Annotated in this window: 12 protein-coding genes and 1 CRISPR repeat array; of the genes, 7 read left to right on the top strand and 5 right to left on the bottom strand. The window is 74.0% G+C overall.

The annotated features are described in order from the left end of the window. The first annotated feature begins 64 nt into the window (after window positions 1-64). The 4 genes from O7633_RS11360 (at window position 65) to O7633_RS11345 (ending at window position 5795) form a co-directional block, all read left to right on the top strand. Window positions 65-2329 carry a histidine kinase gene (locus O7633_RS11360; RefSeq protein ID WP_282327760.1) on the top strand — a complete coding sequence of 755 codons (2265 nt, stop codon included), beginning with the start codon at window positions 65-67 and terminating at the stop codon, window positions 2327-2329. Then, complete coding sequence (locus O7633_RS11355; protein ID WP_282327759.1) at window positions 2319-2981, top strand: response regulator transcription factor; 663 nt, start codon at window positions 2319-2321, stop codon at window positions 2979-2981. Before O7633_RS11360 ends, O7633_RS11355 begins: the two co-directional genes overlap by 11 nt. Window positions 2982-3069: 88 nt before the next feature. Then, window positions 3070-3999, top strand: a complete 930-nt coding sequence (locus tag O7633_RS11350) for an LLM class F420-dependent oxidoreductase (RefSeq protein ID WP_282327757.1) — start codon at window positions 3070-3072, stop codon at window positions 3997-3999. 170 nt (window positions 4000-4169) lie between these two features. Continuing rightward, window positions 4170-5795 (top strand): hypothetical protein, encoded by a 1626-nt coding sequence (locus O7633_RS11345; RefSeq protein WP_282327755.1) that lies wholly within the window; start codon window positions 4170-4172, stop codon window positions 5793-5795. 88 nt (window positions 5796-5883) lie between these two features. On the opposite strand, the gene O7633_RS11340 is transcribed toward O7633_RS11345, so the two are convergent. Beyond that, the gene (locus tag O7633_RS11340; RefSeq protein ID WP_278128602.1) at window positions 5884-6324 is read right to left on the bottom strand and encodes a hypothetical protein; all 441 of its coding nucleotides are present in this window, start codon (window positions 6322-6324) and stop codon (window positions 5884-5886) included. A gap of 96 nt (window positions 6325-6420) precedes the next feature. After that, complete coding sequence (locus tag O7633_RS11335; RefSeq protein WP_278128600.1) at window positions 6421-6855, bottom strand: hypothetical protein; 435 nt, start codon at window positions 6853-6855, stop codon at window positions 6421-6423. 151 nt (window positions 6856-7006) lie between these two features. Between O7633_RS11335 and O7633_RS11330 the strand changes: the two genes are divergently transcribed. Then, window positions 7007-8254: a D-arabinono-1,4-lactone oxidase gene (locus O7633_RS11330; RefSeq protein WP_282328525.1), complete on the top strand. Its 1248-nt coding sequence runs from the start codon at window positions 7007-7009 to the stop codon at window positions 8252-8254. Window positions 8255-8340: 86 nt separating this feature from the next. Next, window positions 8341-9264, top strand: a complete 924-nt coding sequence (locus tag O7633_RS11325) for a dienelactone hydrolase family protein (RefSeq protein ID WP_282327752.1) — start codon at window positions 8341-8343, stop codon at window positions 9262-9264. Window positions 9265-9288: 24 nt separating this feature from the next. Here the strand turns inward: O7633_RS11325 and O7633_RS11320 are convergent, their stop codons facing one another. Continuing rightward, the gene (locus O7633_RS11320; RefSeq protein WP_282327751.1) at window positions 9289-10431 is read right to left on the bottom strand and encodes a site-2 protease family protein; all 1143 of its coding nucleotides are present in this window, start codon (window positions 10429-10431) and stop codon (window positions 9289-9291) included. A 108-nt stretch (window positions 10432-10539) separates the two neighbouring features. On the opposite strand from O7633_RS11320, the gene O7633_RS11315 reads away from it, so the two are divergent. Then, complete coding sequence (locus O7633_RS11315) at window positions 10540-12642, top strand: prolyl oligopeptidase family serine peptidase (RefSeq protein WP_282327750.1); 2103 nt, start codon at window positions 10540-10542, stop codon at window positions 12640-12642. 751 nt (window positions 12643-13393) lie between these two features. Next, window positions 13394-14817: direct repeats of the CRISPR family, unit length 28 nt; unit sequence GGATCACCCCCGCGTGCGCGGGGAACAG. Window positions 14818-14988: 171 nt separating this feature from the next. Here O7633_RS11315 and O7633_RS11310 read toward each other — a convergent pair. Both O7633_RS11310 and O7633_RS11305 read right to left on the bottom strand, forming a co-directional pair. After that, window positions 14989-15189: a DUF397 domain-containing protein gene (locus O7633_RS11310; RefSeq protein WP_282327748.1), complete on the bottom strand. Its 201-nt coding sequence runs from the start codon at window positions 15187-15189 to the stop codon at window positions 14989-14991. Next, on the bottom strand, window positions 15182-16060 hold the full coding sequence (locus tag O7633_RS11305) for a helix-turn-helix transcriptional regulator (RefSeq protein WP_282328524.1): 879 nt from the start codon (window positions 16058-16060) through the stop codon (window positions 15182-15184). Before O7633_RS11305 ends, O7633_RS11310 begins: the two co-directional genes overlap by 8 nt. Between the last annotated feature and the right edge of the window lie 98 nt (window positions 16061-16158).

Genomic DNA, 16158 nt, shown 5'->3' with positions numbered 1-16158 from the left:
ACCGACAGCCGCCCTGGAGCAACGGGCCATCGGCAACCGACGATCCGGCTGACAGGATCACGTCATGCTGGCCGACCCGCCGCCGCGTGCCCGCCCCGTCCCGGGCGCCGGCGACGACCACCGCCGCCCCGTCGCCGCCCGGGCCGTCGCCGTCGCCTGCGCGCTGCTGTTCACCGGCACCGCGCTGTGCTGGGCGCTGGCCCACCGCCCGTGGGGGCTGGCCCAGCTCTACTTCCTCGTCGACTTCACCGACTGCGCCGTCTACGGGGCGGTGGCCTGGCTGGTCCTGCTGCGCCGGGGGCATCCGGTCGCCTGGCTGCTGGCCGTGACCGGGATCGGCGGCGGGGTCTCCGCCCTGGGCGCCCAGTACGCCGACCTGGTCCGGGTGCACCCCGAGCTGCCCGAGCTCACCTGGCTCACCTCGGCCCGGCACTGGGGCTGGGCGCCGGGCATGCTGTCGCTGATCGTGGTGCTGCCGTGGCTGGTGCGGGAGGGGCGGCTGCCGACGCCGGCGCGGGCGGCGGTGACGACGGGCGCGGTGGTCGTGGCCGCCTTCGAACTGGGCCAGCTCACCTGGCCCGGCCCGGGCGCCACCGGCTCCACGTCGCCGCTGCCGATCCGCAGCGCCGCCTGGGCGACGCTGGTCGAGCTGGCACTGCCCGTGCTCGCCGCCCTGGTGCCGGTGCTCGGGCTGGTCGCCGCCGGTGGGCTGCTGTGGCGGCGACGGGTCGCGCCGACCACCGAACGGGTCGGGCTGGGCTGGCTCGCCGTGGGCACGGCGCTGCTCGCGGTCAGCTTCGCCCCGGTGGCGCTGCCCCCCGACCGGGCGCACCTGGTGCCGCCCTGGCTGCCGCCGACGGGCATGCTGGCCGCCCAGGCGTTCTTCCCGGCCGCCGTGCTGGCCGTCGTGCTGCGGCAGCGGCTGTGGGGGATCGAGATCGCCGTCCGCCGTACGCTGGTCTGGTTCCTGCTGACGTTCCTGCTGGTCGCCGCGTACGTCGTCGGGGTGACCACCCTGGACGCCCTGCTCCCGGCCAGCCGGGCGGTGCCCGGGGTGCTGGTCACGGCCCTCGTCGCCGCCGCCGTGCAGCCGGGCCGCTGGTGGGTGCAGCGGCGGGTGGACCGGCTCATCCACGGCGCCGCCGCCGAGCCGCTCGGGGTGGTGCGGGGCGTGGGGGACCGGATCAGCGCCAGCGAGGACCCGGCCGACGTGCTGACCGGGGTGGCGCGGAGCCTCACCGACTCGCTGCGGCTGGGCGCGTGCGGCATCGAGGTGGACGGGCCCGAGCCCTGCACCGCCCACTGCGCCTCGACCGGGCCGGTGGGCGAGCCGCTGGTGCTGCCGCTGCGGCGGGGCGAACGGGAGGTCGGGCGGCTCACCGCGTGGGCACGGGCCGGCGAGCGGCTCGACGGGCGTACCCGATCGGCGCTGGTCGACCTGACGCCCGTGGTCGCCTCGGCGGCCAGCCTCGCGGCCACCAGCCGGGCGCTGGTGGCCTCGCGGTCCCGGCTGGCCGAGGCCCGCGACTCGGAACGCCGCAAGCTGCGCCGGGACCTGCACGACGGCCTCGGCCCCACCCTCGCCGGGGTGGCGCTCGGCCTCCAGGCGGCCCGCAACCTGCTCGGGGTCGACCCGGCCGCCGCCGGCCGGCTGCTGGACCGGCTGCGCGACGAGACGGACCAGGGCGTCGAGCAGGTCCGTGACCTGGCCCGCGGCCTGCTGCCGCCGGTCCTCGGCGAGCGCGGGCTGGCCCCCGCCCTGCACGAGCTGGCCGGGCGGTACGACGGCTCGGGGCTGGCCGTGCAGGTCGAGGCCCCGCCGCTGCCGCTGCCCGAGCCGGTGGCCACCGCCGTGTACGGCATCGTCGCCGAGGCCGTCCGCAACGCCCAACGGCATTCGGGTGCGTCGGTCTGCACGGTGCTGGTCGAGCGCGACGCCGACGGGCTCGCCGTGCGGGTCGCCGACGCCGGGCGGGGCATCGGGGCGGGCATCGCGGCCGGGGTCGGCATGCTCTCGATGCGGGAGCGGGCCGAGGGGATCGGCGGGGTGTGCGCGGTCGGCCCGGGTCCGGACGGCGGGACGGTCGTCAGCGTGCACGTGCCCGCCGCCCGGCTCGCGCCGCCCCCGCCGCCCCTGGTCGGGCTCCCGGCCGGCGGTGTGCGGCCGGCGGGTGGTACGCCGCCGGTGGCCGCCGCGGTGGGCGGTGCGCGGCCGGTGGACGCTCCGCGCCTGGCGGGCGGTCGGCTGCCGGTGGACGCCGCGGTGGATGGTGCGCGGCCGGTGGGGGCCGCGTCGGGCGGGTCGGAGGTGACCGTTCGTGGGCGGTGACGAGGCGGCGATCCGGGTGGTGGTCGTCGACGACCATCCCGTGTTCCGGCTCGGCATGACGGCGCTGCTGGCGTCGACGCCGGGGCTGGAGGTCGTCGGCGAGGCCGCGGACGCCGACGGGGCCCGCCGGGTCGCCGACCTCACCCGCCCGGACGTGATCATCATGGATCTCCACCTCGGCGGCGGCCGGTCCGGCGTGGAGGCCACCCGCGAGATCGTCGGCCGGCACCCGGGGACCGGGGTGCTGGTGGTGACGATGCTGGACGACGACGACTCCGTCTTCGCCGCGCTGCGCGCCGGGGCCCGGGGCTACCTGCTCAAGGGTGCCGCGCCGGGCGAGGTGGACCGCGCCGTCCGGGCGGTGGCCAACGGGGAGGTGCTGCTCGGGCCGGTGGTGGCGAGCCGGGCGATCGGCTTCCTGGCCGGGGGCCGGGCGAGCGGCCCGACGCCCTTCCCCGGGCTGACCGACCGGGAGCGCGAGGTGCTCGACCTGGTCGCGCAGGGGCTGAGCAACCTCGTCGTCGCCCGCCGGCTGACCCTGAGCCCGAAGACCGTCCGCAACCACCTGTCCAACGTGCTCGGCAAGCTCCAGGTCGCCGACCGCAGCCAGGCCATCCGGCGGGCCCGCGAGGCCGGCCTCGGCCAGCCCTGACCCGCGTGTGCGGGGCGTGAGAGGGGTTCCCTTCTCTACCGGAGGCGTTAACAGGGGGCCCTTCCTTGCGACTCCCTATGCTCGGGGGATGGAACTGCGGATCTTCACCGAACCCCAGCAGGGCGCCACCTACGACCAGCTCCTCGCCGTGGCCCGCTGCGCCGAGGACGCCGGCTACGGCGCGTTCTTCCGGTCCGACCACTACCTGAAGATGGGCTCGGTCAGCGGCGACCCCGGCCCCACCGACGCCTGGACCACGCTCGCCGGCCTGGCCCGGGACACCTCCCGGATCCGGCTGGGCACGCTGATGACGGCCGCCACCTTCCGGTTCCCCGGGCCCCTCGCGATCACCGTCGCGCAGGTCGACCAGATGAGCGGCGGGCGGGTGGAGCTGGGCATCGGCGCCGGCTGGTTCGCCGAGGAGCACAGCGCGTACGGCATCCCGTTCCCGCCGCTGGGGGAGCGGTTCGACCGGCTGGAGGAGCAGCTCGCCGTCATCACCGGGCTCTGGGAGACCCCGGCCGGTGAGACCTTCGACCACGCCGGGCGTTACTACCCGGTGCAGGGTTCGCCGGCCCTGCCGAAGCCGGTGCAGCAGCCGCGCCCGCCGATCCTGCTCGGCGGGAAGGGGGCGAAGCGCACGCCGCGCCTCGCGGCCCGGTACGCCGACGAGTTCAACCTGCCGTTCGTCTCGGTCGAGGAGACGGCCGCGCAGTTCGAGCGGGTCCGGGCCGCGTGCGCGGAGATCGACCGGGACCCGGCCGGGATGAACTGGTCCAACGCCCTGGTGCTGTGCTGCGGGCGGGACGAGGCGGAGGTGCGGCGGCGGGCCGAGCGGATCGGGCGGGAGCCGGCCGAGCTGCGCGAGAACGGCCTCGCCGGCACCCCCGCCGAGGTCGTCGACACGATCGGCCGGTTCGCCGGGATCGGCAGCGGCCGGATCTACCTCCAGGTCCTCGACCTGGCCGACCTGGACCACGTCGAGCTGGTCGCCGCCGAGGTGATGCCCCAGCTCTAGCAGCCACCCGGCCGGGGACCCGGCCACCCGGCGCGGTACCCGGCCCTCACCGGCGCGGTACCCGGCCCCCGGCGGGGGAGCCGGCCGTCGGCGCGAGTTCGCCGGATCCGCTGACACCGGGGCCCCGCTGATGGAACCTGCGAGGGGAGCTTCGGGCGGAGGTGGGGCGCGTGGGCCGCAGGCAGGTCTGGCTGCTCGTCCTCACCGGCCTTTTTCCCACCGTCGAGGCCGTCGTGCTCGTGGCGATGGGCTTCGTGGCCGCCGAGGGGCTCGCGCCGCAGACCGGCGCGGTCTGGCCGTACGACACCTACCACGACCTGCGGTGGATGTTCGTCTACCACCAGTCGTGGCCGGAGTTCCTGACGACGTTCTGGCTGGTGATGCTGGCCCGCACGGGCTACCACACCCTCATGGTGCGGCTGGCGTGGCCGGACGGGATGCCGATGCCGTCGGTGCGCCGGATGCTGCGGCGGGCGTTCATCCTCGCCGTGGTGGTCACGGTCGTCGTCTCGCCGTGGGCGGTGATCTCGGTGGCCGCGTCGGTGGTGGCGCTGTCCTGGGTGCTGCTCGCGTCCCTGCTGCCGATGTTCCTGATCGCTCCGTTCATGCAGCGGGTGGCCATGGTTGACCCGTGGTGGGGCGGCCTGCCGTCGATCAGGCTGGTCGGCTGGTCGCTGCTGAACCTCGTGGCGCTCACGGTGGCCGGCGCGGCGGCGTGGAGCGTGCCGAGCTGGTGGACGGTGCCGGTGGCCGCCGTGGCGGGCGTGGTGAACGGGCTGCTGTGGGTCCGGATCGTCCGGGCGGCCCTGCTCGCGCCGCCGCCGAGGTGGGCCCGGGTGCCCGTGACGCCGTTCGTGGTGCTGGTCGCGTTCGCCGTGCCGGTGCTGATCCCGCTGGCGGTGGACGCGGTGCCGGCGAGCCTGCGGGCCGAGCGGGTGCTGCTCGACGAGCCGCTGCCACCGGAGATCACCCAGGCGGTGGTGGTGCTGGCCGGCTACGGCTCCGCGTACGGGGGCGTGCGGCCGGACGACCCGAGGGTGGAGTGGTTCTCCTACCGGGGGCTGGGCCCCGACGGTGAGCCCCGGCCCTACGGGCCGACGGACACCACGATCTCGATGGCCGAGAGCGTGGAGCTGCTCGCCGCGCAGGTGGAGCGGCTGCACCGGCGTACCGGCCGGAAGGTGGCCCTGGTGGGGGAGAGCGAGGGGGCGCTCGTGGCCCGCACCTACCTCGCCCGGCGGCCCCATCCGGCGGTCGACGCGCTGGTCATGTTCAGCCCGCTGGTCGGGGCCGGCCGGGCCTACTATCCGCCGCCGGGCGCGCGCCGGGGGTGGGGCCTGGTCACCGGCTGGTACCTGCGGGCCCTCTTCGAACCCGTCCGCCTCACCGGCGGGCCCGGCAAGGGGCCGGACGAGCCGTTCATCCGGTCGCTGCTCGACGACGCGCCGTTCTACCGCAACCGGTTCATGTGCCCGGTGCCCGGCGTGCGGATGGTCGCCTTCCTGCCGTACACGACGGCCGCCGAGGCGCCGCCGGGCGACTACACCGGCATCCCGGTCTTCCAGACCGTGGGCGTGCACGGCGGCCTGCTCGACCGGACGCAGGTGCGGGACAACCTGGTCGCCTTCCTCGCGGGCACGCCGGTGCAGCGGACCCGGCCCGAGTACACGCTGATCCAGCGGCTCACCGCCGGCTGGCAGGCGCCGCCGCTGGACATCTCGGCCAATCCGGCGTGGGCGGACGTCCGGGAGCCGGATCCGGCGTTCACCGGCCGGGTCTGCGTGCCGGGCCGGTGACGGGCGGGGGCGTCCGGGCGGGTCTGCGTCCCGGGCCGGTGGCCCACAGGAGCGCCGGGGCGGGCCCGGCCGGTGGGGGCCGCGCGGGTCACAGCGGCGGCGGGCCGCACACCTTCCAGCCGCCGTCCTGCTTCTTGAGGTGGAACTGCACCTCCCTGCTCGGGTGGCCCGGGTAGGTGACCTCGGCGGTCACGACGTGCTGCGTGGGGGCGTCGCTGCTCCGCCGGACGGCGACGTCGGTGATGCGGAACCCGGTCGGTTCGACGATCACGCTGGCGGTGGCGTCCCAGTCCGCCCGGGACCGCCCGCGCTGTTCGGCCGCGCAGAGCAGGTCGTACGCCGTGCCGTTGTCGCCCCGCACGGCGGCGTCGAGGTACGCCTCGCCGGCGGCGCGCATGCCCGGCTCGTCCGCCTTGTCCTTGCGTTGGAGATAGAAGCCGCTGATCGGCGTGCCGCAGCAGACCAGCGCGACGACGACGAAGAGCGTGATCACGAATCCCCGGGTGGACATGTTCGCCTCGTCGGCCATGGCCGCGAGGATAGGGACGCCCGGCAACGCCCCGGCGTCGGGCGGCGCGGGCGGCGCGGGCGGCGCGGGCGGCGCGGGCGGCGGTGGCGCTGCCCCTCAGCCCGTCGGGCGCGGGTCCCGGACGACGGTGTCGAGGCGGCCGTCGCGGTCGCTGTCCAGGTAGGTGATGTCCGGGACGCCGTCGCCGTCGAGGTCGAACTGCACCACGTCGGCGATGCCGTCGCCGTCGAGGTCGGTGACCACCTCGGTCGAGCCGTCGAGGTGGTGGGTGACGATCGAGTGCGACCCGACCGGCGGGCGCGGGGCCGGCCCCGGCGACGGCGCGGGCACCGGCCTCGGCGCGAACCCGGGGCCGGGCGACGGCGCGGGGCCGGGCGACGGCGCGGGGTACGCCCCGACGGCCGGGCCGGCCTGCGGATACGCCCCGAGCGGCGCGTCGGTCTGCGGGTCCGGGCCGACGCCGGTCGGGTCGATCTCCTCCTCGGACGGGTACACGTCGCCGCGCAGGGCGGGATCCGGGTAGCTGCTCATGGGCGTATGGTTCCCCGACGACGCCCCGGGCAACCAGTGCCCGGCCCGCCGGTGCCGCCCGGGTGTCGACCCGACGACGCCGAGTGACGGGAGAGGCCACGTGGACGCGAGCGACGGGAAGCCGGGCGGCGGCGGGCCGGACGACGCCGGGGTGCCGGAGCGCAACTGGGCCGGCAACGTCCGCTACGCGGCGGCGCGGCGGCACCGCCCGGCCGGGCTGGACGAGCTGCGCCGGCTGGTCGCCGGCAGCGACCGGATCCGGGCGGTCGGCTCGGGCCACTCGTTCAACCGGCTCGGCGACACCGCCGGTGACCTGGTGTCGTTGGCCGGGCTGCCGCAGACGGTCGAGGTCGACCGGGAGCGGGCGACGGTCACCGTCGCCGCCGCCATGCGCTATGGCGACCTGGCCACCCGGCTGCACGCCGCCGGCTTCGCGCTGCCGACGATGGCGTCGCTGCCGCACATCTCGGTGGCCGGCGCGGTGGCCACCGCCACCCACGGCTCGGGCGACGGGATCGGCAACCTGGCCACCGCCGTCTCGGCGCTGGAGCTGGTCACGGCCGACGGCGACCTGCTGACCGTACGCCGGGACGAAGGCGGCGACCGGTTCGCCGGGATGGTGGTGGCGCTCGGCGCGCTGGGCGTGGTCACCCGGCTCACCCTGGACGTCGTGCCCGCCTTCGAGGTGCGCCAGTACGTCCGGCTCGGCCTGCCGCGCGCGGCGCTGGACGAGGCGTTCGCGTCGGCGTACAGCGTCAGCCTCTTCACCGACTGGCGCGGCGGGGGCGACGGCCGGATCGGCCAGGTGTGGCGCAAGCAGCTCGCCGACGCCCCACCGCCGCCGGCCGACTGGCTCGGCACCACGGCGGCGGCCGAACCCGTGCACCCGGTGCCGGGCATGCCGGCGCGCAACTGCACCGCCCAGCTCGGCGAGCCGGGGCCGTGGCACGAGCGGCTGCCGCACTTCCAGCTCGGCTTCACCCCGAGCAGCGGCGACGAGCTCCAGTCGGAGTACCACCTGCCGCGGGCGGCGGCGGCCGGGGCGCTGGCCGCGCTGGACCCGCTGGCGGACCGGATCGCCGCCGTGCTCCAGATCTGCGAGCTGCGTACGGTCGCCGCCGACGAGCTGTGGCTGAGCCCGCAGCACGGGCGCGACAGCCTCGCCGTGCACTTCACCTGGATCGGCGACGGCGACGCGGTGGCCCCCGTGCTCGCCGAGGTGGAACGGGCGCTCGCCCCGTTCACGCCCCGGCCGCACTGGGGCAAGGTGTTCACGGTCGAACCGGCGGCGGTCGCCGCCGCGTACCCCCGGTTCGCCGACTTCGCGGCGCTGGCTCGCGAGCTGGACCCGGCGGGCAAGTTCCGCACCGACCTGCTGGACCGCTACCTGCCCCGCTGACGGGGGCCGCCGGGCGGCGGGCATAACCCGGTGACAGGGGCGCGGTGGGATTGGCACGCCCCGAGCGGGGCGAGAGAAACTGACGCATGTCGATTGATCTCGTCCCGCCTTCCGCCGTCCGCGCGCCCGGCCGCCCCCGGTCGACAGCGTCGCGCCGCCCGTGGCGCGTGGTCGCCGCGCTGGCCACGACCCTCGCCCTGGCCGTCGCCGGCCCGACCCCCGCCCACGCCGACAACCCCTACGAGCGCGGCCCCGACCCCACCGTGGCGAGCATCGAGGCGACCACCGGCCCGTTCGCCACCGCCCAGCTCACCGTCGCGCGCTCCGCCGTGACCGGCTTCGGCGGCGGCACCGTGTGGTATCCGACGAGCACCGCCGAGGGCACCTTCGGCGCGATCGCCATCGCGCCCGGCTTCACCAACACCCAGTCCGCCGTGGCGTGGCTCGGCCCCCGCCTCGCCTCCCAGGGCTTCGTCGTGGTCACCATCGACACCCTCACGGTGTACGACCAGCCGGCGAGCCGGGGCACCCAGCTCCTCGCGGCCCTGGACTACCTGGTCGGCGTCAGCGCCGTGCGCAGCCGCATCGACCGCAACCGGCTCGCCGTGATGGGCTACTCCATGGGCGGCGGCGGCACCCTGTCGGCGGCGAACACCCGGCCCTCGCTCCAGGCGGCGATCCCGCTGACCGGCTGGCACACCACCAAGAACTGGTCCGGCGTGCGCGTGCCGACCCTCGTCGTCGGCGCCGAGAACGACACGACGGCCCCCGTCGCCTCGCACTCCGAGCCGTTCTACACCAGCCTGCCGGCCAGCCTCGACAAGGCGTACCTGGAGCTGAACGCCGCCACCCACTCCGCGCCCACCTCGCCGAACGTGACCATCGCGAAGTACAGCATCTCCTGGCTCAAGCGGTTCGTGGACGACGACACCCGCTACGAACAGTTCCTCTGCCCCGCCCCGCGCGGCAGCGCGATCCAGGAGTACCGCGACACCTGCCCGCACTCCTGACCCGCCCGCTCAGCATCCGCCCGCTCAGCCGCCCGCCCGCGTCGCCTGGTCGCGGAGGTTGCCGCGCTGCACCGCCCGGCTGATGTCGCTGGGCGAGACGATCCCGACCAGCCGCCCGCCGGCCACCACCAGCGCCCGGCCGTCGGCGCACTCGCTGAGCCGGGGCAGCAGGTCGGTGAGCTGCTCGTCCGGGTCGGCCAGCACGAGCTGGTCGGCCCGGCAGGCCACCTCGGCCAGCCTGGTCGCCGACCGCGCCTCGGCCGGGATGCCGCGTACCCGGTCGAGGGTGACCAGGCCGACCGGCCGCCCGTCGTCGGTCAGCGGCAGCGCCGAGTGCCGGTACGCGAAGAGGTAGTGGTCGACGAAGTCGGCCACGGTCATGTCGCCCGACGCGGTCTGCGGCTGCGGGGTCATCACGTCGGCGACCCGCACCCCGCGCAGCGCGCTGCCCACCCGGGCCTGCCGCTCCTCCATCCCGGCGGCCCCGATCAGGAACCAGCCGATCAGCGCCAGCCACAGCCCGCCGGCCCCGGTCCCGCGCAGGAACTGCCACAGGCCCAGCCCGATCAGCAGCGCGCCGAGGACCCAGCCCGCGCGGGCCGCCACCACCGACGCCCGCGCCCGGTCGCCGGTGGCCTTCCACACGGCGGCCCGCAGCAGCCGGCCCCCGTCCAGCGGGGCGGCCGGCAGCACGTTGAAGACCGCCAGCAGGACGTTGATGCCGGCCAGCCAGGCCAGCGCGCCGAGCAGCAGCCCGTGCACCCCGGCCAGGGCGAGCAGCGCCGCGACGCCGCCGAAGAACACGCCGACGACCAGGCTGACCAGCGGCCCGACGCCGGCGATGCGCAGCTCCGCCCCCGGGTCGCGGGCCTCCCCGCGCAGCTCGGCGACCCCGCCGAACAGCCACAGGGTGATCCCGGAGACCTCCAGCCCGTTGCGCTTGGCGACCACGGCGTGCGACACCTCGTGGGCGAGCAGCCCGAGGAAGAACACCACCGCCGCGCTCAGCCCCGCGAGCACGTACGCCCAGGTCGGCCGGTCCGGGTACGACCGGGGGAACTGGCTGCCCGCCAGCCCCCAGGCGATCAGCGCGAAGATGACCAGGACGCTCCAGTTGACCCCGACGGGTACGCCCGCGATCCGGCCGATCCGGAAACTCGCCCTCATCCGCCCGTCATACCCCGCGAGACACCGCCCATGCCAGGGCCGACGGCCCCCTTGTCCGAATGCCGGGGGGCGGCGCCAGGGTTGACCCGGCCGGGAATAGTGGCAAACGTGACGAGGCTGACGGACACCGACGACGACCCGTACCGCTGGCTGGAGGACCTGCACGGCCCGGACGCCGCCGGCTGGGTGCGCGACCGCAACGCCGAGACCATGGCCGCCCTCACCGGCGGCGACCGGTTCGCCGCCCTGCGGGCCGAGATCCGCGAGGTGCTCGACGCCGACGACCGCATCCCCTACCCGAGCTGGCGCGGCGACCACCTCTACTACAACTACTGGATCGACGCGGCCCACCCCCGGGGGATCTGGCGGCGCACCACCGGCGACGAGTACCGCCGGCCCGAGCCGCAGTGGGACGTCCTGCTCGACGTCGACGCGCTCGCCGCGCAGGAGGGCGAGAACTGGACCTGGCAGGGGGTGACGGTGCTGCGCCCCGGGCACGACCGCTGCCTGGTCAGCCTCTCCCGGGGCGGCTCCGACGCCACCGTCGTGCGCGAGTTCGACCTGGTCCGCCGGGCCTTCGTCGCCGACGGCTTCACCCTCGCCGAGGCCAAGAGCGACGTCGTCTGGGTCGACGCGGACCACATCCTCGTCGCCACCGACTTCGGCCCCGGCTCGCTCACCACCTCCGGCTACCCCCGCACGGTCCGCCGGTGGCGGCGGGGCACGCCACTGCCGTCCGCCGAGGTCGTCTTCGCCGGCCAGGTCGACGACGTCTCCGCGTACGCCTCGCACGACCACACGCCCGGCTTCGAGCGCACCTTCGTGGGCCGCCGCCTCGACTTCTTCCGCTCGGAGCCGTACCTGCTGACGCCCGCCGGGGAACTGGTGCGCATCGACGTGCCGGCCGACGCCCACTGGGACGCGCACCGGGAGTGGCTGCTGATCGGCCTGCGCTCGCCGTGGACGGTCGACGGGGTGACCCATCCCGCGGGCGCGCTGCTGGCGGCCCGGTTCGACGCGTTCCTCGCCGGCGGGCGGGAGCTGACGACGCTGTTCACCCCGGACGAGCGCACCGCGCTGAGCTACCACGCGTGGACCCGCGACCACCTGATCCTGGCCACCCTCGCCGACGTGCGCAGCAGACTGGAGGTGCTCACCCCCGGCGTCCCCGGCGCTCCCGACTCGGCGGCTGGCGCTTCCGACTCGGCGGTCGGCGCTTCCGGTTCGGCGGGGGCGTGGCGGCGGGAGCCGCTCGCCGGCGTGCCGGAGTTCGCGCACACCCGGCTCGTGGACACCGACCCCGACGTCGGCGACGCGTACCTGCTGGCCTCCGAGGGGTTCCGGCAGCCGGCGACGCTGCGGCTCGGGCAGGTCGGCGGCCCGGTCGAGACGCTCAAGCGGGCCCCGGCGTTCTTCGACGCCTCCCGCCTGACCGAACGCCAGCACTTCGCCACCTCCGCCGACGGGACCCGGGTGCCGTACTTCCTGGTCGGCGACCCCGACGCGGCCGGCGGGCCGACCCTGCTCACCGGGTACGGCGGCTTCGAGGTCCCCGAGCTGCCGCACTACAGCGGCATCGTCGGCCGGGGCTGGCTGGCCCGGGGCGGCAGCTACGTGGTGGCGAACATCCGGGGCGGCGGCGAATACGGCCCCGCGTGGCACCGGGCCGCGCTGCGGGAGAACCGACCCAGGGCGTACGAGGACTTCGCCGCCGTCGCCGCCGACCTGGTGGCCCGGGGCATCACCACCCCGGCGCGCCTCGGCATGGAGGGCGGCAGCAACGGCGGCCTGCTGGCGGGGGTGATGCTGACCCGCTATCCGGAGCTGTTCGGCGCGGTCGTCGCGCACGTGCCGCTGCTGGACATGCGCCGCTACCACAAGCTGCTCGCCGGGGCGTCCTGGATGGCCGAGTACGGCGACCCCGACGACCCCGCCGACTGGGCCTACCTGCGCGAATACTCGCCGTACCACAACGTCGACGAAGACCGGGCGTACCCGCCGACGCTGCTGGTCACCTCCACCCGCGACGACCGGGTGCACCCCGGGCACGCCCGCAAGATGGCCGCCCGGCTGCGCGAGCGCGGGCACGACGTGGCGTACTACGAGAACGTGGAGGGCGGGCACGGCGCGGCGGCGAACAACGCGCAACGGGCGTTCGTGTGGGCCCTGACCCTGGAGTTCCTCTGGCACCATCTGACCGGGCCGGCGTAACGCCCCCTGCGGCTGCGCCCTTGTCTCTGCCGGTTGCCGCGGCTGCGCCACACCCGGGGTTTGGGCATGACGGGCCGAGGCCGCCTCCTCCTGCCGCTCGCGCTGATCTTGCACTTGAGGCCCCGCAGAAGGGCGCTTCACACCTTTTGCCGGGGCCCGAACTGCAAGATCAGCGCGAGCGGGGCGGGCCGGGGCGGGGCGGGAGGTGCCCCGCTGGGGTCTCCTGCGCGGGGGCGCGGGCGGTTCGGCCATGATCGTCTGCTGATTACCGAGACGACACGCCGCCGCACCTCTCCATAATCAGCAGACGATCATGGCTGTTGCCGCTTGCCCCTGTTGCTGCGTGTCCCGAGGAACGCGCCGCTATGCCGGAGGTGCTCCGACTGGAACGGATCGGCACCGCGCGTGCGGGTCGGCTCGCGACGTCCACTCTGCGTCCATCACGCTCAGCTTCGACTGCATCGGGTAGGGCAACGCGAGCAACGCGATCGACTCCGGGGCGGTGCCGGGACCAGCAGCGAGATCTTGGACAACTGGCGTCGATGACAGTTCATCGATGACAGCAACCGTCCAAGATCTGTGCTGGCGGGAGACCTGCGGGGTGCTGGCTCGGCACCACACGGGCGATGCCCGCAAGGACCACCCCGCGTACGCGGGAACAGAGCGGAGAAGCAGCTTCAGGAGCTGAACGACGCGGATCACCTCGCATACGGAGAACAGAAGCGGGGCCCGCTCTCGGGATCATCCTCGCGGGATCACCCCGCCTGCGCGGGGAACAGCATCACGTCAGTCTCTTAGGTCTCACGGGGCCAGGATCACCCCCGCATGCGCGGGGAACAGCCCCTTGCCTGTGCGCCAGGGGGCTTCCGGCAGGGCTCACCCCCGCATGCGCGGGGAACAGGGTCTGCAGCGCCGACGCCAGCCCCGCCTGCGTCGGCTCACCCCCGCATGCGCGGGGAACAGGCCGATCACCCTCCGCATGGTGTGCCAGTTCGTGGCTCACCCCCGCATGCGCGGGGAACAGGCGGTCACGGTGGCCGGGTGCCGGCGCAGCGCGGGCTCACCCCCGCATGCGCGGGGAACAGATTCTGGCGGTCATGGTCGCACCCTTGCTGTTGGGCTCACCCCCGCATGCGCGGGGAACAGGCGGACGGTGGCCGAGTGACCGCCATCGAGGATGGGCTCACCCCCGCATGCGCGGGGAACAGATCACCCCCGCATGCGCGGGGAACAGATCACCCCCGCGTGCGCGGGGAACAGGCTGGCTCGGGTCGTCCGGCGGGAGTGTCGTGGGGATCACCCCCGCGTGCGCGGGGAACAGCCGGAGGACCCCATGCACCCGGCTCTCGACGACGGATCACCCCCGCGTGCGCGGGGAACAGCTGCTGCACGTCATCCCCACCAACCAGGACATGGGATCACCCCCGCGTGCGCGGGGAACAGAGCCCGACGGCAACGATCGAATGGTTACGTGAGGGATCACCCCCGCGTGCGCGGGGAACAGAGGGCTTCCGGCCCCTCAGCCGTCACAAACGAAGGATCACCCCCGCGTGCGCGGGGAACAGGGGTGGACGCGGGCGTACTCGTCGCGGGTGACCGGATCACCCCCGCGTGCGCGGGGAACAGCAATCATCTATATCATTGGCGGTCTAGTCATCGGGATCACCCCCGCGTGCGCGGGGAACAGACCCGTTCGCTCCGATCGCATCTTGACGACACCGGATCACCCCCGCGTGCGCGGGGAACAGGACCTTCATTGTGGCGTCCCTTTCGCGTTGACGGGATCACCCCCGCGTGCGCGGGGAACAGTAATCGCGCGTCCCGCGCTTTTATCTCTCTCGGGGATCACCCCCGCGTGCGCGGGGAACAGTAATCGCGCGTCCCGCGCTTTTATCTCTCTCGGGGATCACCCCCGCGTGCGCGGGGAACAGGTACCCGTAGGCACGCCGAACCATGTCGTTCCAGGATCACCCCCGCGTGCGCGGGGAACAGAGGGCGGAGATAATGCGATCCATGACTGACCCCGGATCACCCCCGCGTGCGCGGGGAACAGACTCCCGCGAGCCTCTTGTCGGTTTTGGGCGTGGGATCACCCCCGCGTGCGCGGGGAACAGGCCGAGAAGCTCAATCTAAAGGAGTAATCACAGGGATCACCCCCGCGTGCGCGGGGAACAGGCTTCCTGACCTGGGGCGCTATAGATCAACTGTGCAGATTTCATTCACTTTGCTGGTCAAGATCACATCCCGAGTGGTGGCTGGGTCACCAAGGCTGGTGTGTGCAGCGTACGAGCTGACCGGCGTTGTCGGGTGGGCAGGAGGGATCCGTGGTGCAGGCCCTTGCCATCCTCAGTGGCCAAGTGGCTGGACCTTGACGTCCTCGATGAAGGTGGCCCAGGACGACGGGGTGAAGGTCAGCACCGGCCCGGATGGGTCTTTGCTGTCGCGTAGTCCGACGATGCCAGGGAGGTTGTCGGCGACCTCGATGCAGTCGCCGCCGTTGTTGCTCCGGGTGGACTTGCGCCAGACGGCACCAGTCAGGTCAGGCACGGGAGTACTCCTCTGCGATCTGCTGGATCATGCTCTTGGACTGGGATTCGTTCAACGCGCGGCCTGCCATGTCTGCCCAGATGCTGTTGTAGGCGGCGATCTCGTGCGCCTTGTCGAGATAGATCGCGCCGGTGGCGGCTTCGAGGTAGGTCACCGGTGGCTCCACCTCCTTGCCGTTGCTGTCCTGCGGGAAGTCCATGATCGAGAATGCCCCGCTCATCGCTCCCGCGTGCAAGCCCGCCGAGAATTTCAGCACCTGCACGGTTACGTTCGGTAGCTCTGCGGCCTTCAAGATCTGGTGGAGTTGCTCGGTCATGATGGCGCCGCTGCCCACGGGCCGACGCAACACCGCCTCGTTGATTATCACGCTGAGTTGTGGTGCGGCGAATCGGGTGAGTAGCCCTTGGCGTTCCATCCTGAGCTGGATGGCGCGCGCCTGCTCGTCGTGGTCCTTGGCGTCGATCGAGCCCCCGGGCATCTGGAAGACCTGCTCCGCGTAGGCGCGAGTCTGGAACAGGCCGGGGACCAACTCGGGCTGGTACTTGCGAATCCTCGATGCGGCGGCTTCGAGTCCGATGTAGAGCTGAAACCAGCGTGGCAGGCCCGAGCCGATGTAGTCGTGCCACCAGTTTTTGTTCTCTCGGGTGGCTGCTGCCATTGCCAGGACCAACTCGGTGTCGTCGTGGCCGGCACCGTAGAGAGTGAGCATCTCCCTGACGTCCGCAGCGCGGAAGCGGACGTTCTCGGCGCCGTTTTCGATGCGGTAGAGAGTCGCTCGCGCTCGGTCCAGCTGCTCGGCTGCCTGCTCCATCGTCAATCCGGCTGCCTTGCGGAGCGCTTCGAGCTTCCTGCCGAGCTGCCGACGGAGCATGGTCGAGCCCGTTGCTGTCTGTGACACCCTGCCTCCGCCTTGCTGGTCATGGTTGACGTGCGACCGCCCAATTAAACGCCAGCTGTGTATCAGAAACA

Source organism: Micromonospora sp. WMMD712 (assembly GCF_029581295.1).
Taxonomy (GTDB): Bacteria; Actinomycetota; Actinomycetes; order Mycobacteriales; family Micromonosporaceae; genus Micromonospora; species Micromonospora carbonacea.
This window is presented reverse-complemented; position numbering and strand designations above follow the sequence as displayed.